This is a genomic window from Planctopirus hydrillae (assembly GCF_001707835.1).
Classification (GTDB): domain Bacteria; phylum Planctomycetota; class Planctomycetia; order Planctomycetales; family Planctomycetaceae; genus Planctopirus; species Planctopirus hydrillae.
In genome coordinates, this window is sequence record NZ_LYDR01000152.1 from 56,762 (window position 1) to 79,502 (window position 22,741).

A 22,741-nucleotide genomic window follows, 5' to 3' on the forward strand; every position below is an offset into this window, starting at 1 on the left:
GAAAGATTTGATGTGGCTTTCAGGCGCCGAATTTTTCCAGTCGGCCAGCATGTGCCATGGCCTGCAGCATCAGGTACTTGGCTTCAAACGTTCCCAGTCCGCCGCGTGCACATTGAGACTCTCCAAACTTGGTCGATCCATCGAAACGACAGGTGTCAGCCGAGAGAAGCACGGGAACTGGATGCCAGCTATGTGATTTCATCTTGCTGGGCGTGCTGTGATCTCCGGTCACGATGACAACGGTCGGATCAAGCTGCAGGATTTTTGGAATGCAACTGTCGAGTTCTTCTGTTCGCTTCACCTTGGCAGCAAAGTTACCGTCTTCACCGGTTGAATCGGTGTACTTGAAGTGAATGAAGAAGAAATCGTAGTCATTCCAGGCCGCTTTGAGGCAAGTCATCTGGTCATCGAGAGTTTGACCCGCATCGAGCACATCCATCGAAACCAGTCGGGCCAGACCTCGATACATCGGATAAACCGCAATGGCGGCTGGCTTCATGCCGTAGACTTCCTGAAAAGTCGGAATGGCTGGCAATGTATCAATGCCTCGCAAAGTCAAGAAATTGGCAGGAGCATCGTTCTTGAGAATTTCTTTGGCCTGGCGGAGGAACTCATTGCAGATTTCGGCAGTCTTTTTGGAGCAATCGCTCTTGGCAACAGCTTCTAATGGAGCCTTCCCTGTCGCCTGAGGATCAGTATCGTAAACTTGACCTCCCAGCCCTTCACTGCGGAAGACGATCACCAGTCGGTACTCTTTCACCGGACGAACAAAAACTTCGACTCCGGGAATCTTGATCTGATTGAGTTTCTCGCAAAGAGCAGCGCCGATTTCACTGCCAATACGACCTGCGCGACGATCGGTAATAATCCCGGCACCGTCAATCGTGCAGAAGTTACCGCGAATAGCGACATCTTTCGGGCCGAGTTCGAAATCGATCCCCAGGGCTTCCAGAACTCCACGCCCAATCTGGTACTGCAGTGGATCGTATCCAAATAACCCCAAATGCCCTGGCCCACTGCCAGGAGCAATGCCCGGCAAGACAGGGATGGTTTGCCCCAGGCAACCACGACTTGCCAGAGCATCGAGATTGGGAGTTAACGCCGATTCGAGTTCTGTCTTCCCTCCGGGAGTTAACGGAAGACCTCCCAGCCCATCGCCCACAAGCAGGACGATCTTGGAGTCGTTGGATTTCTGAAGCTGCCGAGTGAGCACATGTGGATCGGTCATGGTCGTTCAGTGAGTCTGGTGGACAGAAATATCGGAACGCGAAGCTTTCTCGCACAGAGTGCATCTTCGGCCCGATCCGCGTTGGCCGCAAGTGTCTACCCAAAACTTGATCCGTTCTGGCCTGAGGTTGTGACGACGAATCCCGAATCGTTACCCTTCACGGGATCAGTGACTTCCGTGAAACATGTGCGATTCTGCATTTTGTTGTCCACCACTGGTGATGCCTGGTTCAAACCTTGTTTCCTTCATCAAAAAGCCTTCCGTGATGTCATTGACTTCGAATCTGCCGGTGTCTCTCAATGTTCAACTGGGAAGATTGTCACTTAAGAACCCGATTCTTGTGGCCTCAGGCACCTTCGGCTATGCCCGCGAGATGTCGGCATTTGTTGATTATGCACAATTGGGAGGGATCATTCCCAAAACGGTCACTCGCGAGCCGCGGGCTGGAAATCCCCCACCGCGAACTGTCGAAACAACGGCAGGTCTATTGAATTCGATTGGCCTCGATAACGATGGCATCGAGGTGTTTATCACCAAACATCTCGAAGCTCTTTCGCTGCTGCCGACAGCATTAATTGTCAACATTGCCGGGAAGAGTACCGAAGACTTTGTTGTGATGGCTCGGCGACTCGATGAGTTCAATCCGATTCAGGCGCTGGAGCTGAATATTAGTTGCCCGAATGTCAGTGGCGGAGTCGATTACGGTACGAATCCGACGATGACAGCCGAAGTCGTGGCGGCTGTACGGCAAGCCACATCCAAGCCAATTATTGCGAAGCTGACCCCCAATGTCACCAGCGTGGTGGAGATCGCCCGTGCAGCGGCCAATGCCGGGGCGGATGCCCTTTCGCTGGTCAATACGTTTCAAGGTTTTGCTGTCGATTGGAAAACGGGCGAGCCGCGACTGGGAAATGGTCTGGGAGGACTCAGTGGCCCAGCGATCAAACCGTTGGCGTTAAGAATCGTCTGGCAGGTCGCACAGGCTGTGGACTGCCCGATCATTGGTGTCGGCGGGATTCAATCACTCGACGATGTCCTGGAATTTCTGGTCTGCGGAGCGACGGCTGTGCAGGTGGGAACGGCGAACTTTTACAATCCCTCGTTGTCGAGTCAGTTAACGAGTGGGTTGGAGAAAGTACTGCAGGATCGAGGTTGTTCGCGGGTTCAGGAACTCATCAAAACCGTCAAAGTTCCCAAGAATCAGCGGAAAACCTGCTAGGTATTTCCAAGGCTCATGAACTCATTCTGAAATTGGGCAAACTGCTCACGAAATCAATAGACACGAAGGGAAGCAGCATGCGGGTGCTATCAGGAATCCAGCCGACCGGGCGATTCCACTGGGGAAACTATTTCGGAGCGATTCGCCAGTATCTGGCCCTGCAGGGACACGAACAATCGTTCTACTTCATTGCCGATCTGCATGCGCTGACCACCATTCGCGATGCAGCGCTCCTCAGGCAGAATACACTGGATGCCGCTTTAGACCTGCTGGCTTTAGGGCTCGATCCTGAAAAGGCCACTTTGTTTCGGCAATCGGATGTGCCTGAAGTGACGGAGTTGACGTGGCTGCTCATGACGGTCACCCAGATGAGCCTGCTCGAAAAGTGCCATGCGTATAAAGACAAAGTGGCGCGGGGAATTCCGGCTGATGCAGGACTGTTTACTTATCCCGTTCTGATGGCCGCTGATATCCTCGCCTACGACAGCGAAGTGGTGCCTGTCGGTGTGGATCAGGTGCAGCACATCGAAGTCACCCGGGATGTTGCCCAGAGATTTAACTCGTTCTATGGCGGGGAATTCCTGAAGCTTCCCACGGCCCGCGTGCTGGACGATTCGGCCAAAGTCGTGGGAACTGATGGCGAAAAAATGTCCAAAAGTTACGGCAACACCATCGAACTCTTCGAATCGGCCAAGTCTCTCAAGAAGAAAATCAATTCGATCAAGACAGATTCCACGCCTGTGGAATCTCCCAAAAATCCTGAAACCTGCCACCTGTTTACCTTGTATAAACTCTTTGCGACGACCGAACAGCAGGAGGTGCTGGCAGCACGTTATCGCGCGGGAGGGATGGGTTATGGTGAAGCGAAAAACACGCTTTACGAAGCCGCGATGGAGCACTTTGGTGCCGCCCGCGCCCGCCGGGATGAGTTAGCACTACAGCCAGATCATGTCCAAGAAATTCTTCAGGCAGGAGCGGCTAAGGCTCGTAAAAAAGCCAGAGAAGTCCTTAACCGCTGCAAATCCGCCTGTGGCCTCGCGATCCAGGAAATTTGAAGACCACGCTCAGAAAAGACTCATGACTCAGAACCAGGGGCAAATTCTCTTAACAAAAATCCCTTTTTTCGAGACACTGTTTACTGACGAGGTGCTGACGAGTTTGTCTCACAACAAAGAACCCCGCCTGAGAACCTCTGCTAAAGCAGTGTATTCACAGAGCAAGGATGTCTCGAAAAGTATCTTGAGATGAAAAACAAAAGCTCTCGACGGTTCGTCAGAAGAGTTTTGTGAATGGAGTATCTTTCGATGTTTCGATCGGTTCGGCACATGAGATATCTGCTGAAGAGCGATCAGCTCCGGCTGACACTGGCTGCCTGCACGTTAGCAGCCACAACATCATTTGCCGGCTGCGGGTCAGTTGCCGAAAGCGGTCTATCGACAGTTCAAGCCACTTCGGTGCCACTCGATCGCCAGGAAGTCAGCACATCGAATCCGACCCCGGAAGATGAGAATCAGACAGCCTCATCGACAATTGCAGGGTCAGCGTCGACTCGGCCAGAAGAAAACGTTCCCGAAGATAACACGAATCTTTCCCAAGATGTTGATCAGCCCAAAGCGGAGATTTCCAGCAGTGCCGCTCCAGTGAAGTTTCTGGGCGAATGGACAGACCATTTTCATGGCCGCAGGATCATGAAGTTCGCAGAAGATGGCACGGGGGTGATGATTCTCGAACTCGACACGGTTGGTGCATTGCTGTATGGCTCGAAACTTGAGTTTGATTTCCAGTGGTCAGTGGCTGGCAACATTCTGGAAATGAAAATGAAGGGTGGTCGTCCCAAGGCGACGACTGAATCGTTGAGTAAATCGTGGGGCGCAGAACATCAGTATGAGATTCTGGAGGTCTCCCCTGAAGTCTTCTCGATTCGCAATCTCAAGGGCCAGACGGTTTGCCATCTCAAGCCATTTGTTAAAGTCGCTCAGACAGTCAAACCGTGAGGTACTGGCGTTTCGTTTTCTGTTGATCGAACCGGCCGGCCCACGCTGAGTAACAGGCCGACCGCAGTCGCGCCGATCACCAGCGCACTGAGCCACCACGCGACCGGCAATGTTTTCAGCTCGCGTGTGTCAAAGCCCCAGGCCATCAAGGCTTCGGCATACTGGCCAAAAATGAGAACCGTCCCGTTGTTGAGGACGTGGAGAAGAATTCCCGGCCAGAGCGAATTGGTTTTTTCTCGGACTGCACCCAGGAGTATGCCCAGGAGCGCCGTCGGCAAAAACCGTTCGAGTACAACCGCATCCCGTATGAGAATATGAAACAAGCCAAAGACCAGGCCGGTGAAAATGATGGTGGGCCAGGCACCCAGTGATCGTCGCCAGGCGGAGAACAGCAATCCACGAAAGAAAATCTCTTCGCAAAATGCGGGAATGATCGCCAGAGCCAGTAATTTGATTGGCAGTGGGATGGCTCCAATCTGAATCTGAAGACTGCCAAAGAGTTTGACGAGTTCTTCCTTTCTGGTGTCTGACATCATCCCCGATTCCACCTGCAGCAGGACAATCCAAAGCGAGAGACCTGCCAGAGCACTTAAGAGCAATGCCAGAAATCTGGGGCGCTGGAGTGCCAGTGTCCGCACCGGGGGCCACCGGTTCCAGAAGATCATCAGGCCAGGAACACCTGCAAACAATGCGATAGTCACCAGGCCGTTGAGCAATAAACGAACCTCAAGAGTTAAATGACTCAGACTCCCAGCCAGTCCTCCGATGACGATGAAGAGTGGCGTCACGACCAATAAAGCCACCCAGCCGGCGACCGGTGGGAGAGAGGACTTATGCGTGCCAGTGCTCTCGCTGGGGCGCTGGAAGAATTCTCGCCACGAAGTTTGTGAGACCCCCAGCAGTGCGTCTCCACCAAATGAACGGGCTGCGAGAGCGAGGCAGGCCCCTGTGGCAATTGCCGTCGTTCCAATCGTCAGTGCCAGGAGTGACCAGTCGATGGTGGCTGAGAAAACATCGCGGGTGGCGAGCACCAGGTTCAATACCGGGATACACGCCATGGTGGGAGACAACTGAAACTGCGGCAGTAGACTTGCCACTCCGGGAGCCAGCGAAATGATCATCAGTGGAATCAGATACGCCTGCGCTTCTTTGAAACTGCGTGCATGGCTGGTGATTGCCAATAGCGCTGCCGAGAAGAAACTGGCGAAGAGGGCCAGCATCGCTGCCAGGCGTAAAATCAAACCGATGGTGATCCCATCTTCTCCCAACAACGTGGCGGAGAGCCCGGTGGAACTGAGAGTCACAAACATGGCCAGTAAATTGACTGCTCCCGTGAGCATGGCTACAGCCACGACCGCGATGTACTTGGCCGTGAGGATCTCTAAACGTGGCAATGGAGCTGCCATCAATGTTTCCAGTGTTCCTCGTTCACGTTCACCGGCTGTCAGATCAATGGCTGGGTAAACAGCCCCGGTAATCGTCATCAAGATGAGCATCAGCGGGATCAATGCTCCTATGGAAACCAGGGGGCCTCCCTGTGAAAGTTTCAGCACGAGATCTGTGGTGGCTGCGGGAAGACGGGCGGGAGGATGTTGTGCCGCCAGCAGATCATCGACAAACTTCTGATTGACGATTTTGAAACGGGAAAGAAGCGTCTCGTGAGCATTCTGGCTGGCCGTGAACTGCGGAGCATAGACCAGTTCCCAGCGTCCTTTCTCGTCGCGACGAATGCCGACATCGGCATACCCTTCCTCCACGAGAAGTTTCACATCGAGTGTGGAGTTCTGGTCTTGTGGCAAGACCACGCGGATATCTGGTCTCAACTTCGCACGGATTTTTTCGCCGAATTGCTGTGTTCCCGATGTTGTCGAATCGGGCGCTGATTTTGTGCTCAGACCCTCGAGACTCTTCAACAGCGGAGACCCTGGCAAAGTCTGATCACGCGGGGATGAGGAATCGGCTGCGGCGCCTTCCCTCTCTGCAGGTTGCGATTCTTCCAGTTCATCCGCCTCTCGTAGAACGGCAGCCACCTGTTGAGAAAGCTCGAGATCAGTGGCCACCACCCGATAGACAGGTCGCTCGATGGCTGTCAGTCCGGAGACCATGAATTTCTGTAAGACACTTCCGACCAGCGGATAAGTGATAAGTGGCATGACCAGCAGCGTGAGCAGGGTGCGACGATCTCGCAATGTCTCGCGAAGTTCTTTCTGGGCCAGCTTCCAGAGCCGGGCCAGTTGACGAACGAACGAATGATTCTGCTGCCTGGTCGATGGTGCCATCAAAGAGTTTCTTTCGACAGGGCGGTGCATTTCGTGTGCTTGTTTGCGTGCTGGCGTATTTGTGTACTTAAACTGCTGCCGGAGAGTCAGAAGCTGGGGCAAGCAGTGATTTCCCCAGATGTTTGACGAACATGTCGACCAGATGGGTACAACCAGTCTGTTCCTGCAACTGGGATAATGTTCCCTCGAATCGGAGTGAGCCCTGATCAATCAGGCCAAATCGGTCAGCGAACCTCTCTGCTTCATCGAGCCGGTGGGTTGAGAGGACCACGGCTTTTCCTTGAGATTTCAATAAGCCGATGTATTCGAAGATCACCTGAGTCCCGAGAATATCGAGGCCTCGCGTCGGTTCGTCGAGGAGCATCATGGGAGGATCATGCAACAGAGCACGAGCCAGGTTGATCCGCTGCTTCTGCCCGGTCGAAAGATTGCCGCAGGCTCGATCAAGAAATTTGGCAAAATCAAGCAATTGGCTTAATTCGACAATGCGTTGCGAAATCTGTTCCGCACTCAGACTGTAGATGTTTCCGAAGTATTCCAGCATTTCACGCGGGGTGAGCCACTGGTAAATGCCAGTGCTGGCCGAGACGAGTCCAATCCGGCGTTTGACTTCTTCCGGCTCAATCGTCACTCGAAAGCCATCGACAGTCACTTCTCCCGAAGTGGGAGGCAAGAGCCCCATGATCATGCGCAAGGTCGTGGTCTTGCCCGCACCATTGGCTCCCAGCAGGCCATAAACTTCACCCGCTTGAACTGTCAATGAGAGCTGATGCACAGCCCGTACACGGCTGGCTCCTTCTCCAAAATCTTTTGTCAATAAACTCGCTTCGAGCATGTCACCGGCTTTCCGGTTGTTAGTAATTGATCACAGAAGGTGTGTGCGTCAGCCTGGTGCGGAACTTCCTGGCGAATCTTGTGATGATTGCAGAGAGCAATCATTAAGAAAGAGAATCGGCTTCTGATCATCACTCAACCTCTTCGTTTTTGCAATCAGGCTGCATCAATGGGTAAGGCTTGGGGATCCCTTTTTGAAGAATCTGACTCGCGCTGATCGACTTCAAATACCAAGTGCAAAATCGATTGGCATGCTTTCGAGAACTGTCGAAACTTGTGATAACCATGTTCTTCTGCTGGCCAATTCCACTTCAGCATGCATGATTACGATCGATTTGAAACTTGTGTCGGAAAGAAATTGTTTTGACTGAGCCAGCCAACCAGGATGCTGTCAAACTCCAGAACTCTTTGCTGGAGGGTTCAATACCGAAGGGGTTCTCCCAAGAAGACCCCGCACATCCAGGGCTGCGCTGGCTGCGAACTTCATCGGGCGTCCTTGTCGAGCAGACTTTTGCCGAAGCCTTCCCGATGTCGTTTGCCCGCTTAATTGTTACAGCCGAAACAGAGCGATGGGTCGAGATTGCGGCTGTGACATTTACCGGGTATGCGACGAGCGTGATTGGATGTGATCTCGAAGCGGGTATCGAGCGTAAGCTGACACCGGAAGAAACGCCGGACGGCCGGCCCGGTGCAGCGTTACTGATGTTCAGTTTCAGTCGCGATCAACTCGCCAAAGCGGTAGTCAATCGAGTGGGGCAATGTCTTTTGACATGTGCCACCACTGCAGTCTTTGATGGATGGACGCAAGGAGATCCTCAAAAGCGAATTCCCCTGGGGGATGGATTACGGTACTTCGGAGACGGGTATCAGATGTCCAAGCAGCTTGGTGATCAGCGCTACTGGCGAATTCCCGTCATGGATGGAGAATTTGTGTGCGAGGATTCCATCGGGACTGGCAAAGGGGTCGCAGGTGGCAACCTGATCTTTGGTGGAACGACTCAAGCTCAGACGTTGCTCGCTGCTGAAGAGGCTGTCGTGGCGGCTCGATCCATTCCGGGAGTGATTCTTCCTTTCCCCGGTGGAATTGTTCGCAGCGGAAGTAAAGTAGGGTCGAAATATGCAGGTCTCAGGGCCAGCACAAATGATCAATTCTGCCCGACAATCGGTGCCATCCACAAAGATCCGCTGCTTCCCGAGGGGACAGTGGCTGTCTATGAGATCGTGATTGACGGTGTCGATTTCGATGCGGTGGAACGTTCAATGAAAGCGGCGTTTCAATCATTGCTCGGTGCCCGGGGATTAACAGTCATTTCGGCTGGAAATTATGGTGGTAAGCTGGGGCCTCACCATTTTCCGATCTCTCGTTTAGGGGTCGATGGATTACACTCGGCTTGAGACCGATTGTTCCCACCCGAATCTGCTCCTCCTGATGATTTGAATGCTCTTCAATGTCGAACGAAACCTTATCAAACTCGCATTCAGGTCGTGGCGGTTCCAAAAACTCACTGCATCATTACCGCGACTTTGTCTTCTGGATCCTGCTGATCGCGGGTGTCATTCAAGCCGCCGTCATCCTGCAGGCGCATCCTCTGCAAAGTGCAAATGACCGTTCGCGCTGGTGTGCCGTCTGGTCGATTGTTGAACGCGGGACTTTCCAGATCGACGAAATCCGTCGAGTTCCCGGGTGGGATACCATCGACATGGTCAAGATCGACGGGCATTTTTACAGCACCAAGCCACCGATGCTGGCGATGCTGGCAGCGGGTATTTATGCACCATTGAGACTATTGGGCTGGGATCTGATTCAGCACACCCAATGGGTCTCCGGCATCACCTTACTGATCTTGAATCTGGTCCCTTATCTCGGGGGCCTGTGGCTGATTTCACGAGTCCTGCCTGTCATCTCGAATGGCCTGAAAACAGCCATAGTCGTGCTGGTCGTGCTCACCTTTGGAACCATGGCCATTCCCTTTCTGGCGACATTGAACAATCATGTCCCGGCTTTTGCCATTTCTCTGATGGTGCTCTGGAGTCTGACAGGCTGGCTGGTCTCACTCATGCCAGTGGTGAATGACGTCCCCGAGGTGGAATCAGAAATCAAGTGCGCTCTTCGCCAGAGATCACCAGAGCTGTGGGCCAGCCTGACAGGTCTGTTGACGGGTCTCCTGTTCTGTTTCGAATTGCCGGCTGCTGTGCTGCTGGTCGCCATTCCCTGTGTGCGAATTTGTTTTAACTCCCGGCGAGGTGGACTGCTCCAGGAGGCTCTGGGATTTGGCTGTGGTGCGGCCCTCCCCCTGGGAGCATTTCTGTTCTGCAATTTTGTGGCCTCTGGAGAAGTCATCCCGCTGTATGCCTCTTATGGAACCGAACGATATCGCTTTGTGGAGGAGGGGGTTCCGAGCTACTGGATGGAACCTCAAGGTGTGGATCTGAATCTCGATTCGTTTCCGGTCTATCTGTTCCATTGCCTGGCGGGCCACCACGGGCTGTTCTCGCAGATGCCATTTCTGCTGCTGGCGATCCCCGCCTGGATCATGATTCTGCCAAGCACCTGGAAGGAGAAGTTTCGCTGGAATCTGACGCTCCAGGAACAGTTGGGGTTACTTGCTCTCGCCACGTGGGTGATCGTCCTGTCCTTCTATATGACACGCACGCAGAACTACAATTATGGTGGTGTCAGCGTCACGTTGCGGTGGGCTTTGTGGCTGGTTCCCTTTGGAATGGTCTCGGCAGCCACGAGACTCACCTCCTGGTTCAGCACCTGGCCTCGATGTACACTCGTTGTCGGGCTGGCCTCTTTGTCGATTTTCTCGGCCTGGCTTCCCCTGGGGAATCCGTGGCAACAGCCGTGGATCTTCACAGCCATGGCACGCCAGGGCTGGCTCAACTATCAACAGGCTCCGCCTCCCTTCAAGGCTGAACTGTCCACCTGGTTTTCCAGCATTCCTGCAGAACGGGCTTCGGCTGTCTGGCAGGCAGTTTCCCCTACCGGTTTACGACAGACATTGAGGCTCGAAACCACAGGTGAAGTTCGTCAGCAGGGAGAAAATCGCTACACACGCATCGATGTGGAAGAATCGACAGGGGACTGGAATGAAAGCCCACAGATAGCGGTTATCTCGACAAAGAAGCGAACTCTCTGGATTGATCGAGAGGGTTTTATGGCTGGAAAGAGCCCGGCGAACATTCTGAGATGGTTCGAGCCGGTCACCCTCGCACAACAACTGGATGATCTCAATTTTCTGCGTGGTCTACCACTTTTTAGACCTTATGCGCCCGGGCCGATTCGTTATCTGAAAACGCCACTGAGGCGAGATGCATTCCGTACACAACGGGCTGCGAGCGAGGTCACTTTTCCGCAGGAGGCGAATGCGAAATCAACGCAACCGGTGCTGAGATATCGCAGGGATCTGTGGCTGTCGGATGAAGTCCCTTTTGGAACGATTCAGTGGGAGCAGACCTTGCGAGATGCTCAAAGTGGCCAGCTTGTGGCGACGCAAACCTGGCAAATGATTCAAGCCAGCCCAGCCCCGGCTCCCAACAGCCCGCTTTCCAGTGCGCCGGCGGCATCAGACAGCAGCACCAGAGAGTGATTCCTGCATCACTCTCTGGTATGAATGGCTGCTTTCAGTGATTAAGAATGAACTATTGAGGAGTGTACGGAGTTTCGTCTTTTGCAGATGCTCCGAAGGTTTTTCGCAGATCATCGGCGGCAGCCTTCACAGTGGCATCCGGCCCTGTGAGCTTGAGAAAAAAGGTCCCCTTTTCTGGGGTGAGGAGCATCACGGAGAGAGAACGAGTCCCTGGAACAGCTTTCGTCTTACCCGCCATCGGAGGCCCGACTGGCTGGTTGAATGTTCCGGTGATGTCACTGAGGTAATACTCACCTTGAGGAACTTTCCCGCGAGTGACTTTCACTTCCCGACCATCAGCAGCAAATTGAGCAGCCCAGCGGTTGAGGTTCGCATCGACGGCTCCACCAAATGAGCTGATCACGAGTTCGGCAGAAGCCTCGGGAGTTGCTCCCGGGACCAGAAACTGAGCCAGTCGCATACTGTTGGCTGGTGGCTGAGAATTCCAGGCGGCAGGAATCTCTAATTCCAATCCCTTGATCGTGACTTTGGTGGTCTTAGGCTCGTCGGCTGATGCTGTTTTCGTCGAAATCGAGACAACACCCGCCACCAGCAGAAAACTGCACGCAAGTCTCAGGACACCATTCAAACTCATCTCGTAGCTCCTCTCATCATGATTGACCGGCACTTAACAAGCACTCACATGCATTATGCACCGGTTTTACTGAAGTCGTTCTTTCGTCATCAGACAACGTCTGATTCGAGGCGTCAAGCAGCGAGTTCGCGATCACTGACTTCCTTGTCTCATCAGGCCCTTTATAATGTGACCAACGGTCGAGCGATCTTTGAGGAGCCTTGTGGTGAGCAAGTTTGCTGTCGTACTCCCGGCTGCGGGAAAAAGCACACGATTTAATGGCAATAACCGCATGGCTTCAACGGCCAGTCGGAAAAAGGTGTTTGCCGACCTTAAAGGCCGTCCGGTGTGGCTCAGGGCCGTCGAACATTTCGTCGAGCGACCAGATGTTATTCAGACGATTGTGGTGCTCTCGCCTGAAGACATCGAATGGTTCAAAGAGAAGTTCCGCTCTCATCTGGCACTATTGAATATTGAACTCTGCGAAGGTGGTGCCGAGAGATCTGATTCGGTGCAAGCTGCATTGCAGCGAGTGAAACCAGAAGCGGAGTTTGTTGCGATTCACGATGCGGCCAGGCCGCTGATCAGTAAGCTCTGGATTGACGATGTTTTTGCCGCAGCGAAGCAATATGGCGCAGCAATCCTGGCCCAGAAAGTGACGAGTACTGTCAAACAGGTGAATGAAGAAGGACGGATTACGGCCACCATCCCGCGGAACCAGCTCTGGCTCGCTCAAACGCCTCAGGTCTTTCGGCGGAAGGATCTTCTCTCGGCAATTTCCGTTCGACGAACCGCACAACCGACCGACGAAGCTCAGATGCTCGAGGAGGCCGGACAGAGCATTCACGTGGTGGAGTGCTCGGCTTGTAACCTGAAAATCACGACACTCGATGATTTACGCATGGCCCATGCATTGATCGACCAGTTGCCGAAAGAGAGAGCTCTGGATGATCTCATCGAGCCCAGATCGGTGAACCTGCTTGATCTGTAACTTTGCTGAAGTGACGACAGGTTCGTTGACATCAAAGCTTGGGCGAACGGGATGTGAATTAAGCCGAGGTGTGCGGGTTGTTCTCAGCCAGTCTTTGGCGAATATAGGCCGCACGAGCAATGTTCCGTTCAGCCGATTCCAGCTTCTGATGCCTGAGTTTTTGCAAGTGTGCGGGCTGAGTCTGAATGAAGAGTTCATTGACTGTGGGAATCTCCACGTCGTCAATCAGGCCCAGATTCACACCCATGCGCACACTGCTCAGCAGGTGCATGGTTTCTTCAGAGCTGATGGTCTGCGCGTTCTGCAGAATGCCAAATGCTCTTGAGACTTGATCATGCAGCGCCTGTCGATTTTCTTTGACGAGTGCTGTCCGCACGCGGCGCTCGTAGCCAAGAATCTGGGCGACGACATCTTTGATCGATTTCATGATGTCGATTTCACTCTTACCGAGCGTGACCTGGTTGGAAATCTGATAAAAATCCCCCATGGCCTGGCTTCCTTCCCCATACAGGCCACGCACAGCCAGACCAATTTTCTGCAAAGCCTGGAAGACTTTCTGAATTTCTTTGGTGGCGACCAGTGCTGGTAAGTGCAGCATCACACTGACGCGGATCCCAGTCCCCACATTGGTCGGGCAGGCGGTCAGGTAGCCAAACTGAGAATCGAAAGCGTAAGCGACCTCCTGCTCCATGAGATCGTCGATTTCGTTGATCTCGGCCCAGGCGGCATCCAGATCCATCCCACTGCGGAGGACCTGCATCCGCAGATGGTCTTCCTCGTTGACCATCAAGCTGACATTTTCTTCCGAAGAGACGCCGACGCCGCATTGGCCATGATCTTCGGCATGCTCGCGGCTGATGAGTTGACGCTCTACCAGAAACTGACGGTCGAGCGGCTCCAGATCACTCGTTCTCAGGTAAGTGAGCGGACGACGACCTTGCAGTTTTTCAATGCGTTCCCGCAAGAAGTCTTCAATCTGTGCCCGGACAGCATCGGAGGCACGATTCACGAAGGGAAACTCAGCGAGATTTCTGGCCAGACGAATCCGGCTGGAAATCACGATATCGGCCTCTGGCCCGGTGCCTCGCAACCATTCTCCGCTGCGTTGTGTGAGGACATCCAGATTCACAGGCCCACTCTCCCTCTCTCAACATTTGTTTCAGAATCAGCAGATTGGATCAGTTTTGCGTCACGGTTACAAACCATCGGCCTGGTATCAGGGGTCTTCCGTTACAATCTGGAGCTAGGTGGCAGGGGAGGAACTTCGCAGTTCGAGTTCGACCTGCCGGATCTGATCTCTGAGTCCTGCCGCTTTTTCGTAGTTTTCTTCGTCGATGGCTTCCTTAAGCTGCAGCTTGAGCCGAATGAGATCAAACTGCTGTCGGCTCGCATCGGGCTGCCTTTTGGGAACTTTCCCGACATGCTGCACTTCGCTGTGAATATTCTCGATCAGTCGAGTCAACTCCTCGCGAAAATGCGAGTAATCGTGTGCACACCCTAGGCGGCCCAGGCTGCGAAATTCCTTGAATGTGATGCCGCAGTTTGGACAGGGCGGCTGCTCCTGGGGAGCCGCTTCAGCGGTTTCGGAGTCGTCGCTCTCGTCGATCGAGAGAGACGATTCGACTTCAACAGATTCCGGCTCGGAACTTTGTGTCAGATACTCTTTGGCACAAGACTCACAAAGGTGGTGTGCCTCAACGCTGCCGTCTTGAAGCTCGGTAATGTGGAGAACTGCAGGTTTTGAGCAATGCTCGCATTTTTTCATGCTCGACCTTTCTTCTCCAGAATCTGACTCAGGGTCTACCGCCCTTTGATTTCAAGCCATCACTACTGACAGCAGTCTCTCATTTCGCCACTCATTCAAAACGATGCGCCGACTTTCAAAACGATGTGCTCACTGTGCTGATACCATCAACTCGGGGCAGATGAAGGTGAACTCAGAACAAATTCCAGCGAGTTTTCCAGCCGTGCTCAGTTGATATTCCTGTGGGCATAGAGGAACGGGAAATTTCTCCATGACCGGAACCGAACACATGAAATCTTGATCAAAAATGACGTAAGTACCTTGCCGACAATCACTTTGCATAACATGCAAATCGATTGAATACCAGAATTCTATCCCTCTCCGGGTGACTGTCAAGGTGGGAGCCCGCAGACTCTCAAGGCTCCAAGTCTTTACCAAATGGGGAGTTTCGTTCAGCACCCGTTTTATCCTCATTCTGCCTTTCTCATTCGGCCCGGCTCAATCTGCAAGGCTGTGCTTCCCCGACTCAGCCGCCAAGGTTCAGCACCCCAACTCAGGCGTTGTCAGGTGCACACGCTCTTTCCTGCAGGATGCTCTGACTTCGATGAAGGATCCTCACCCCCAGGTCGAGACCGAATTCAAAGTGCAAGCCACTTCCAGAGAACCTGATGTTCTGACGGGCTGTCTCTGTTGAACCTTTTGTTAGCAGACGACTCTTTGTAATGTGACGACCTTTTAGACAAATCAGCCACCTGCCAATTGCCTCTGCCTGTTGTCGACGTGTGGCAAGTGTTTTCATCAACGGGTGCCACCTCAACCTCCTTACACCTGCATCACCGAAGGCATGTCATGTCGTCGAGTTCCTCGCCTCAAACCGATTTGGCTTCCCCTGATTCCGGAACAGGACATGCAGTCCATTATCCGACCTGGGATCAGTTTCGAGACCTGGCCAACCAGGGATTGGAAAAAAATCGGACGACGGCAGAGCAAGCCAGCGCTGAGGGAAAACCATTTGCTGTGATGGTGCCGGTCTATCGCCAACTGTTCAGCGATACGCTCACGCCGGTGAGTGCCTATTCGCGAATTCGTTCCTCGACGTGTTCATTTCTGTTTGAGAGTGTCGTGGGAGGGGAACAGGTCGGTCGCTACAGTTTTTCCGGTGCGAATCCATTTCTGACGATCAGTGCTTCCGGTGAGTCGGTTGTCATCGAGACAGATCCTTCACGGACCATGGAGTTGCCCAGATCATACACTTCTCAAGATCCACTGGGAGAATTGGAAGCACTTCTGGGACGCTACCCTGGTGTCCATCTTCCGGAACTCCCACGCTTTATTGGCGGTGCCGTCGGGTATGCCGGTTATGACACGGTGAGATATGTCGAGCATCTGCCCGAGGCACCTCATGATGACCGGCAGCTCCCGGATCTGGTCTTTTCGATTTACGATCTGATGGTGATCTTTGACCACATTCAGAAGACAGTACTGGTCGTCGCTCATGTGCCGGTCTATGGCAAAGTGAGTCTGGCTGATTACGAAAGCGCCTGTGAAAGAATTGACCTGCTGGTCGAGAAGCTGTCGCAACCGGATCAACTCGCAATTGCCGACGTCAAGCCTCTGGGGCCGGTGAGCGAAGGGTACACCTCGAATTTCTCTCAGGCAGGATTTGAAGAGATTGTCGAAAAGGCCAAGGAATACATTCGCTCAGGCGATATCTTCCAGGTGGTTCTGAGCCAGCGTCTGACGCGACGCAGCAAGGCTTCACCACTGGATATCTACCGAGCGTTGCGAGTGGTGAACCCTAGCCCGTTCATGTTTCTTTTGGAAACAGCCGAATCCCAACTGATTGGTGCTTCGCCAGAGATTATGGTGCGTGTCGAGGAGGGGGAGACAACCATCCGACCACTCGCCGGCACTCGACGACGAGGCCGCACGATTGAAGAAGACCGGGCCCTCGAAGTTGAACTGCTCGCCGATGAGAAGGAACTGGCGGAGCATATCATGCTGGTCGATCTTGCTCGGAACGATGTGGGGCGAGTGGCGGCTTTTGGCACGATTCGCCTTTCAGACATGATGCGAGTGGAGCGTTACAGCCATGTGATGCACATCACTTCGAATGTTTCTGGTCAACTGGCCGAAGGTAAAACACCCCTGGATGCGCTGAGATCGGGGTTGCCGGCAGGGACTGTTTCTGGTGCACCCAAAGTACGTGCCATGCAGATCATTGATGAGTTGGAACCTCATCGCCGCGGGCCTTATGGAGGTGCCGTCGGCTATATCGACTTTTCAGGCAATCTCGATACCTGTATCGCACTGCGAACACTGGTTGTTAAAGATGGCGTGGTGTATCTCCAGGCAGGTGCCGGTATTGTGGCTGACAGTGTTCCGGCTCTGGAATACGAAGAGACGCTCAATAAAGCCAAGGCACTTTTGAGAGCCATTGAAGTTGCTGAGAAGCAACTGACGCGTTAGCTGGATCAATGGATCTGGAGTGCTCCGGCTTGTTGAGCCCATGGGTCTGTATGGCCCGATGCGGCTTTGTTGCACAGCAGATTCTGACGAGGGTGAGCTACTTCTCTCTGTGGCGCCATAAATGGCGGCACCTGAATGATGGCAAAAAGGATGATCCGTCAGGCGCTTGAGCCAGTTGCAGGAGGATCAACGTTGTGCTTTATGTCTATCCAATAGACGTTTAAGTCGCTGTTAATCCGTAGCATGTGTGCTCAGGTTTCGGGCGATGAAACTGCTGGCATCAACTGATCATTATGAGAGCACACGCCATAAGCGAATTGTGCAAACTTTTAACCAGAAAATACTTACATCGCTAGTACAAGCCGGCTAAGTGGTTTGGCACACAATCTGCTCTGCATTGGGATCAGTGATGTTTCACATCGTCTTCATCACAACTTGATGAAATGATGAGATTGTTGTTTCAGTCCTGCCAATGCTTCCCGCCGATTGACTTCCCGCCCCGTTCGGTCCTGTGAATGTTGAATCTTTTCAGCATGAAACAGCGATGGCCGATTGCAGCCCGCTTCATCGAGACGAATGTGCTCGACCCGGAGATGTTTTCATGTCTGCCGACCGACTGAACCACGATGTTTCAGGAACTTATGTATCAACTGCCTCTGGGGCTCAAGGTCCTGGAGCGACCGGCGGAATTCGGGCCATGCTGCAAGGTGTGGTGGCCTGGGGCCGAGAGTTGCTCATGATCGGCTTTGTTTTCGCCGGAATTGTGTGCCTCGGTTCGGGCATGACTCAATCGACAGATCCAGAGAGTCCTGTCGCTGCCTCAAGCACCAGTGAATCGGGAGTGATTCGCCTCTTTCCGATGGAAAGTGAAAACGCAGTCTGGATTGTGCGTGCTCATGGCCCGATTCGCCTTGTAGCAATTTCATCGGGAGAAGTTCTGCGGTCCTTCGACATCTCTTCCCGTTGCTATCCCACATTCACGGCCTCTCCGGATGGAGAGACTTACCTCTCGGTTTCCGAACTGGGCAATAACTCCGTGCTATACCGTTCGATTGGTGAAGCCAATGCCCTCAATCTGCGAGAAACGTTTGGCAGCCAATGGCCTGCTGATTTCTCTTTTGCTCCCGATAACGAAAAGCTGCTGATCACGATGTCATCAGGTGAGGTGATCGAAAGGTCGCTGGATGACATTTCCTGCCCTCAAGGTGGTAATCTCAGTGAATCGGCTTTATTGGCCAAATACAGCCCGGATGGTTCGCGTATCGTGATTGCCGGTACCGATGGAAGCCTCACGATCCTGGATGCCAAGACCAAAGCCTGTCTGCGGCACGAGATCTGTGTGACCGATCGGGCAATCAGCCTGGCCTGGAGCCACCGAAACACTGTGGCTGCCGGTTACTTGAACGGTACGGTGGTCTGTCTTTCTGAAGATGCCAGCCAGCTTCCTGTTAAAGAAAAGATTGCCTCAGACCAGATTTGCTCGCTGGCCTTCAGCCCGGATGGATCGGTGATTGCAGCAGGTGGCTTTAACAAGAATTGCCAGTTGCTGAATGCCGACACTTTGGAACAGATTCGAGTCCTGAAAGGTCATACCGGGGCTGTGCGGCAAGTCTGTTTTGTCCACAACGGAGAACGCCTGCTGACTGGCGGACTTGATGGCAGTATCAAAGTCTGGGGAGCGAGCGGTTCCACGCCAATCTATGAACTCAACTAGTGGTGCGTGATGGGTTTTCCCACGGATGGACGCCACGAGTGACCAGGATGCTCGCCACCAGGGAACTGTGCCTGATGTTCTGGGTGTGAGCGAGGACGTTTGACCCTGGCCACACGGTCTCCTTGTCATCATGCAGATGGACACAACATTGATGCACATCTCAGAATTAATGACTTTTCGAGAGTCTATCCAGCATGCTTGCTCCGAGCCGCAAGCATGGCACATAAGGCAATGTGAAAGGCTGTGGTAGGTGACGCGCATGGCGCGGCTTCTCGTCGTTGTGTTGAACACAACGACCCGGCCACGAGTTGGCCGGGCCACCCGTCGAAAAGCGTGAAGACCACGCGTCGGCACTATGAAATTGGAAAAAGACCCTCACCCTGCCCTCTCCCACGAAGACGTGGGCGAGGGTTCCAGAGGGTGACGCGCATGGCGCGGCTTCTTGTCGTTGTGTCGAACACAACGACCCGGCCACGAGTTGGCCGGGCCACCCGTGATCACCTCTTGTCGGGGCGGGCCACGGTGCCAAGTGATGAGCAGGGGGCAGTTCCGAGCCGCAAGTGGGGCACACTTTGCGGTGGTAAGGCTTGGAATCGGCTACGAACTCCCCAACTCTCTCGCCGCACAGTTCTCTTGAAGTGCTGCTCGCAAGTCGCTCGGTGAGTTTCGTTCATCGAGTACGGAATGATCTTGCGTGCATTGTGAGGAGGCTGCTTCTCTGATGAAGCCCAAGTTGATTTCTTGAGTCGCGGCTTTGGTTTCTTGGTGGATCAGATCAGATTCGTTATTGTCACGTCAAGAACGGAGGCTGAACGCCACCGAATCGTTCAGACGCGATGAGTAGGCCCAGCCTGTTTCAACATCGCATGACTGACAACCAGTGAAGCCGGGAGAGTCTGCTTTGAACACAGGTTTGAAAGCTGGTTTGAATACAGGGCTGACTATGGGCCCACTTGGACCGGGAAATGGCGTCTCCAGCCCTGCTACCGCAATGGTGAGTCATCGTGGCTTAAATGCCTCGGATCCATTGACGCTGACAGTTGATATTGGCGGTACAAACATCAAGGCTTTGGTTCTCAAGAACAGTGGTGAGATTGTTCGTCAGCGGGAATCATTACCCACTCCCTCACCAGCAACACCACCGGCTGTCCTGAGTGTGATTGAAACGCTCGCGCAGCGACTGGCTCCGTTTGACCGCGTGGCGATCGGCTTTCCGGGAGTTGTGCAAAAGGGTGTGACCAGGACCGCACCCAACTTATCGCCCGCCTGGAAAGACTTCTTTCTTGAAGGAGAACTCGAGCAGCGTTTGAAAGTTCCCGTTCGGATTGCCAACGATGCCGACGTGCAGGGTTTTGGCGCCATTTCCGGCAAAGGGGTTGAACTGGTGCTCACACTGGGGACAGGGATGGGGTCTGCCTTGTTCATCGACGGCATCCTGGTCCCTAATCTCGAATTGCCCCATCATCCCTTTGAGCAGAATGCCACGTATGAGCAGCGACTCGGCCAGGCGGCGCTGGAGCGTCTGGGGCTTGAGGAATGGCAGGCTTCTCTGTTAAGGGCGATTGCCTTGTTAAGAGCCACGTTTAACTTTGACTGCCTCTACATTGGTGGTGGGAATGCGCGCATGCTCCATGAAGCCGGGCTGCCGCCTGATGTCCGGCTGGTGCAGAATATTCTGGGGCTCATCGGCGGTCTGGCATTGTGGACTCGAGTCCAGGGAACGTCGCTCGTTCGAGCACCACAGGCCGAAGGAGCCCATTGCCTGATTGTGGACTCTCCAGCGTCGGATTCCCCCTTCGAATCAACCCCCGGCGTGGGTTAGGCGTTGCTCCCCAAGGCTGATTCCGAAGTTTTTCCTTCAGGCAAGTTTTCAGGGATTAGTCACTCCCGATTTGAATTGTCGCATCAAAACTTACCGAAGTGAGTGCTTCGATAAGCGAGTCGGACTCGCTCTTGTAGCCTAACTTTGCTACGACTCTCCTCGCTGACAACCCTCCTGCCAGCAGGATCCATCGCGAGGATGAAGCCGTGTTTCTGAAAGATCTTCTGTTAGTGTTTCTCTGCGCGGGCGTGGTCGTCTATCTCTTCCACCGGCTCAAGATTCCGACGGTGGTGGGATTGCTGGCGACTGGAATTGTCGTCGGCCCCTATGGTTTGCAGGTGGTTGATGATGTTCACCGGGTGGAACTTCTCGCCGAAATCGGGGTGGTGGTGCTGCTCTTTACCGTCGGTTTGGAGTTCTCACTTTCCCGTGTGGTCAAAATGGCCACGATGATGCTGCAGGTCGGATTTCCTCAAGTCGGGTTTTCATTACTGGCCGGGACCCTCGCCTGCATGGCGACCGGCATTGCCTGGAACTCATCGGTCTTTGCCGGGATGCTGATGGCCATGTCTTCGACGGCCATCGTAATCAAGCTGCTGGCTGATCGGGGAGAGCTGGGAACGCCGCATGGGCGGATCTCAGTTGCGGTGCTGCTGTTTCAAGACCTGCTGGTTGTTGTCTGTGTACTTGTTGTGCCGCTGCTGGCAGCCGAATCGGGCCAGCATCATTCATTTCTATGGGATGTTTCCCAAGGACTGGCGATGGTGCTGGCGATAATCATCGTCGGGCGGTTTGCTGTTCCGCCACTGCTTTATCAGATCGTCCAGACTCGCAACCGGGAACTCTTTCTCATCTGTATTTTCGTGATCTGTATTGGTACAGCCGCACTGACCAACATGGTTGAACTCTCTCTGCCACTGGGGGCATTTCTCGCGGGGCTGATTATTGCTGAATCGGAGTATGGTCATCAGACGCTCGCGGAGGTCATGCCCTTTCGAGACACACTGAGCAGTCTGTTCTTTATCTCAGTCGGGATGTTGCTTGATATCAACTATCTGATGACCCATGGATGGTCGATTTCACTGTTACTAATTGCCATTCTGCTGCTGAAGGCATTAACTGCGACAGTCCCTTCACTGCTGGCTGGGTATTCATTCCGAACGGCAGTGCTTGCTGGGGTTTCGCTGGCACAGATTGGCGAGTTCTCTTTCGTGCTCGCGAAAAGCGGTCTCGAAGTCAAGCTGATGACTGCGGATGAATATCAGCTCTTTCTGGCCGTTTCCGTGCTATCGATGGTGGCGACGCCTTTAGTCCTGGCTGGGTTGCCTCGATTAATTGATGTGATTGAGCAATCGCCACTGGTTAAGTCGTGGCAGAAGTACACTCCTCCCGAGGACGATTCGATTGATGAACTTCACGGCCATGTCGTGATTGCTGGATATGGGTTTAATGGAAGGAATCTGGCGACGGTACTTAAAGAATTGAAGATTCCTTATGTCGTGCTGGAAATGAATCCACAGACAGTCCGTCGGGAAAGAGCCCAGGGACAATCGATCTACTATGGTGATTCAGGCCGGGAATCTGTGCTGGAACATGTTCATATCGAGAAAGCCAAAGCACTGGTGGTGGCGATTAATGACCCGATCTCTGCACGCCGCACAGTTCAACTGGCGCGTCAGATGAATCCTGATCTGCATATCGTCGTACGCACCCGCTACTTTACCGAATCGTTCGATTTGAAGAGGCTGGGTGCGAATAGCATTATCTCCGAAGAGTTTGAAACCTCACTCGAGATTTTTGCTCACGTTCTGCGGGAGTATCATATTCCTGGCAATATGATTAACCGTCTGGTGGCCAATATTCGCTCGGATCATTATCAGGCATTTCGAGGGCAGGCTCTGGGGCGAACACTGCTTTCTTTTACTCCCGATGGGAATCTCGACGCTCAATTTGAAAGCTGCCAACTCGCTCCGCATTCGCATGCGATCGGGAAAACACTGGGGCAGCTCAGACTGAGAAACTTGACGGGTGTGACCATTGTGGCGGTCAAACGCAAAGGGCAGGTCGTGACGAATCCGGCTGCTGACCTGAAACTGGAACTGGGTGATGTGCTCGTGCTCCTTGGCCAGCCGGAACAGTTTGAGACGGCCATTGAGTTATTGGAACTTCCTGCCGAAGGAAAAGAAGACAGACCTGCCTGACGAAAAGCGTGATCCAGCCCGCTGAGTTCTGCGTTGAATC

At 53.5% G+C, this 22,741-nt stretch carries 16 protein-coding genes and 1 pseudogene; 10 read left to right on the forward strand and 7 right to left on the reverse strand.

The annotated features are described in order from the left end of the window. Nucleotides 1-19: 19 nt before the first annotated feature. On the reverse strand, nucleotides 20-1,228 hold the full coding sequence (locus tag A6X21_RS19270) for a 2,3-bisphosphoglycerate-independent phosphoglycerate mutase (RefSeq protein WP_068851392.1): 1,209 nt from the start codon (nucleotides 1,226-1,228) through the stop codon (nucleotides 20-22). A gap of 265 nt (nucleotides 1,229-1,493) precedes the next feature. Between A6X21_RS19270 and A6X21_RS19280 the strand changes: the two genes are divergently transcribed. The 3 genes from A6X21_RS19280 to A6X21_RS19290 all read left to right on the forward strand — a co-directional run bounded on the left by A6X21_RS19280 (nucleotide 1,494) and on the right by A6X21_RS19290 (nucleotide 4,441). Further along, nucleotides 1,494-2,447 carry a dihydroorotate dehydrogenase gene (locus A6X21_RS19280; RefSeq protein ID WP_068851399.1) on the forward strand — a complete coding sequence of 318 codons (954 nt, stop codon included), beginning with the start codon at nucleotides 1,494-1,496 and terminating at the stop codon, nucleotides 2,445-2,447. Nucleotides 2,448-2,524: 77 nt separating this feature from the next. Then, nucleotides 2,525-3,502 (forward strand): tryptophan--tRNA ligase, encoded by a 978-nt coding sequence (gene trpS, locus A6X21_RS19285; protein ID WP_068851402.1) that lies wholly within the window; start codon nucleotides 2,525-2,527, stop codon nucleotides 3,500-3,502. Nucleotides 3,503-3,751: 249 nt separating this feature from the next. Beyond that, nucleotides 3,752-4,441, forward strand: coding sequence for a hypothetical protein (locus A6X21_RS19290; protein ID WP_131818450.1), 690 nt, complete (start codon nucleotides 3,752-3,754; stop codon nucleotides 4,439-4,441). Here A6X21_RS19290 and A6X21_RS19295 read toward each other — a convergent pair. Continuing rightward, nucleotides 4,423-6,720 carry an ABC transporter permease subunit/CPBP intramembrane protease gene (locus A6X21_RS19295; protein WP_068851412.1) on the reverse strand — a complete coding sequence of 766 codons (2,298 nt, stop codon included), beginning with the start codon at nucleotides 6,718-6,720 and terminating at the stop codon, nucleotides 4,423-4,425. The two genes, A6X21_RS19290 and A6X21_RS19295, sit on opposite strands and share 19 nt — an antisense overlap. A gap of 67 nt (nucleotides 6,721-6,787) precedes the next feature. Then, nucleotides 6,788-7,555: an ABC transporter ATP-binding protein gene (locus A6X21_RS19300; RefSeq protein WP_068851415.1), complete on the reverse strand. Its 768-nt coding sequence runs from the start codon at nucleotides 7,553-7,555 to the stop codon at nucleotides 6,788-6,790. Nucleotides 7,556-7,917: 362 nt separating this feature from the next. On the opposite strand from A6X21_RS19300, the gene fhcD reads away from it, so the two are divergent. Continuing rightward, complete coding sequence (gene fhcD, locus A6X21_RS19305) at nucleotides 7,918-8,949, forward strand: formylmethanofuran--tetrahydromethanopterin N-formyltransferase (protein WP_083233749.1); 1,032 nt, start codon at nucleotides 7,918-7,920, stop codon at nucleotides 8,947-8,949. A 53-nt stretch (nucleotides 8,950-9,002) separates the two neighbouring features. Continuing rightward, complete coding sequence (locus tag A6X21_RS19310; RefSeq protein WP_068851418.1) at nucleotides 9,003-11,147, forward strand: hypothetical protein; 2,145 nt, start codon at nucleotides 9,003-9,005, stop codon at nucleotides 11,145-11,147. 52 nt (nucleotides 11,148-11,199) lie between these two features. On the opposite strand, the gene A6X21_RS19315 is transcribed toward A6X21_RS19310, so the two are convergent. After that, complete coding sequence (locus A6X21_RS19315; protein ID WP_068851421.1) at nucleotides 11,200-11,781, reverse strand: hypothetical protein; 582 nt, start codon at nucleotides 11,779-11,781, stop codon at nucleotides 11,200-11,202. Between the two features lie 205 nt (nucleotides 11,782-11,986). Between A6X21_RS19315 and ispD the strand changes: the two genes are divergently transcribed. After that, the gene (gene ispD / locus A6X21_RS19320) at nucleotides 11,987-12,751 is read left to right on the forward strand and encodes a 2-C-methyl-D-erythritol 4-phosphate cytidylyltransferase (protein ID WP_068852236.1); all 765 of its coding nucleotides are present in this window, start codon (nucleotides 11,987-11,989) and stop codon (nucleotides 12,749-12,751) included. 58 nt (nucleotides 12,752-12,809) lie between these two features. Here ispD and A6X21_RS19325 read toward each other — a convergent pair whose 3' ends face one another. From A6X21_RS19325 to A6X21_RS25925, 3 genes and pseudogenes are all read right to left on the reverse strand, one after another. Beyond that, nucleotides 12,810-13,880 carry a protein arginine kinase gene (locus A6X21_RS19325; RefSeq protein WP_068851424.1) on the reverse strand — a complete coding sequence of 357 codons (1,071 nt, stop codon included), beginning with the start codon at nucleotides 13,878-13,880 and terminating at the stop codon, nucleotides 12,810-12,812. A gap of 114 nt (nucleotides 13,881-13,994) precedes the next feature. After that, complete coding sequence (locus A6X21_RS25805; protein WP_438822582.1) at nucleotides 13,995-14,180, reverse strand: UvrB/UvrC motif-containing protein; 186 nt, start codon at nucleotides 14,178-14,180, stop codon at nucleotides 13,995-13,997. Beyond that, nucleotides 14,178-14,543: pseudogene (locus A6X21_RS25925) on the reverse strand (UvrB/UvrC motif-containing protein); the annotation flags it as partial. The pseudogene A6X21_RS25925 and the gene A6X21_RS25805, both read right to left, overlap by 3 nt. Before the next feature lie 801 nt (nucleotides 14,544-15,344). On the opposite strand from A6X21_RS25925, the gene trpE reads away from it, so the two are divergent. From trpE to A6X21_RS19355, 4 genes are all read left to right on the forward strand, one after another. Then, the gene (gene trpE, locus A6X21_RS19340) at nucleotides 15,345-16,964 is read left to right on the forward strand and encodes an anthranilate synthase component I (RefSeq protein ID WP_205847501.1); all 1,620 of its coding nucleotides are present in this window, start codon (nucleotides 15,345-15,347) and stop codon (nucleotides 16,962-16,964) included. A 601-nt stretch (nucleotides 16,965-17,565) separates the two neighbouring features. Next, nucleotides 17,566-18,678: a WD40 repeat domain-containing protein gene (locus A6X21_RS19345; protein ID WP_165603872.1), complete on the forward strand. Its 1,113-nt coding sequence runs from the start codon at nucleotides 17,566-17,568 to the stop codon at nucleotides 18,676-18,678. Nucleotides 18,679-19,669: 991 nt separating this feature from the next. Beyond that, complete coding sequence (locus tag A6X21_RS19350; RefSeq protein ID WP_083233750.1) at nucleotides 19,670-20,500, forward strand: ROK family protein; 831 nt, start codon at nucleotides 19,670-19,672, stop codon at nucleotides 20,498-20,500. Nucleotides 20,501-20,706: 206 nt separating this feature from the next. Beyond that, complete coding sequence (locus A6X21_RS19355; protein WP_083233751.1) at nucleotides 20,707-22,701, forward strand: monovalent cation:proton antiporter family protein; 1,995 nt, start codon at nucleotides 20,707-20,709, stop codon at nucleotides 22,699-22,701. The last annotated feature ends 40 nt before the right edge of the window (nucleotides 22,702-22,741 follow it).

Excerpts from the sequence above, each read along its gene's own strand:
- A6X21_RS19295 (WP_068851412.1), bottom strand. The coding sequence starts at position 6,720 with ATGGCACCATCGACCAGGCAGCAGAATCATTCGTTCGTTCGTCAACTG.
- A6X21_RS19290 (WP_131818450.1), top strand. The coding sequence starts at position 3,752 with ATGTTTCGATCGGTTCGGCACATGAGATATCTGCTGAAGAGCGATCAG.
- A6X21_RS19345 (WP_165603872.1), top strand. The coding sequence starts at position 17,566 with ATGTCTGCCGACCGACTGAACCACGATGTTTCAGGAACTTATGTATCA.
- A6X21_RS19280 (WP_068851399.1), top strand. The coding sequence starts at position 1,494 with ATGTCATTGACTTCGAATCTGCCGGTGTCTCTCAATGTTCAACTGGGA.
- A6X21_RS19310 (WP_068851418.1), top strand. The coding sequence starts at position 9,003 with ATGTCGAACGAAACCTTATCAAACTCGCATTCAGGTCGTGGCGGTTCC.
- trpS (WP_068851402.1), top strand. The coding sequence starts at position 2,525 with ATGCGGGTGCTATCAGGAATCCAGCCGACCGGGCGATTCCACTGGGGA.
- A6X21_RS19300 (WP_068851415.1), bottom strand. The coding sequence starts at position 7,555 with ATGCTCGAAGCGAGTTTATTGACAAAAGATTTTGGAGAAGGAGCCAGC.
- A6X21_RS19350 (WP_083233750.1), top strand. The coding sequence starts at position 19,670 with ATGGTGAGTCATCGTGGCTTAAATGCCTCGGATCCATTGACGCTGACA.
- trpE (WP_205847501.1), top strand. The coding sequence starts at position 15,345 with ATGTCGTCGAGTTCCTCGCCTCAAACCGATTTGGCTTCCCCTGATTCC.
- A6X21_RS19270 (WP_068851392.1), bottom strand. The coding sequence starts at position 1,228 with ATGACCGATCCACATGTGCTCACTCGGCAGCTTCAGAAATCCAACGAC.
- A6X21_RS19315 (WP_068851421.1), bottom strand. The coding sequence starts at position 11,781 with ATGAGTTTGAATGGTGTCCTGAGACTTGCGTGCAGTTTTCTGCTGGTG.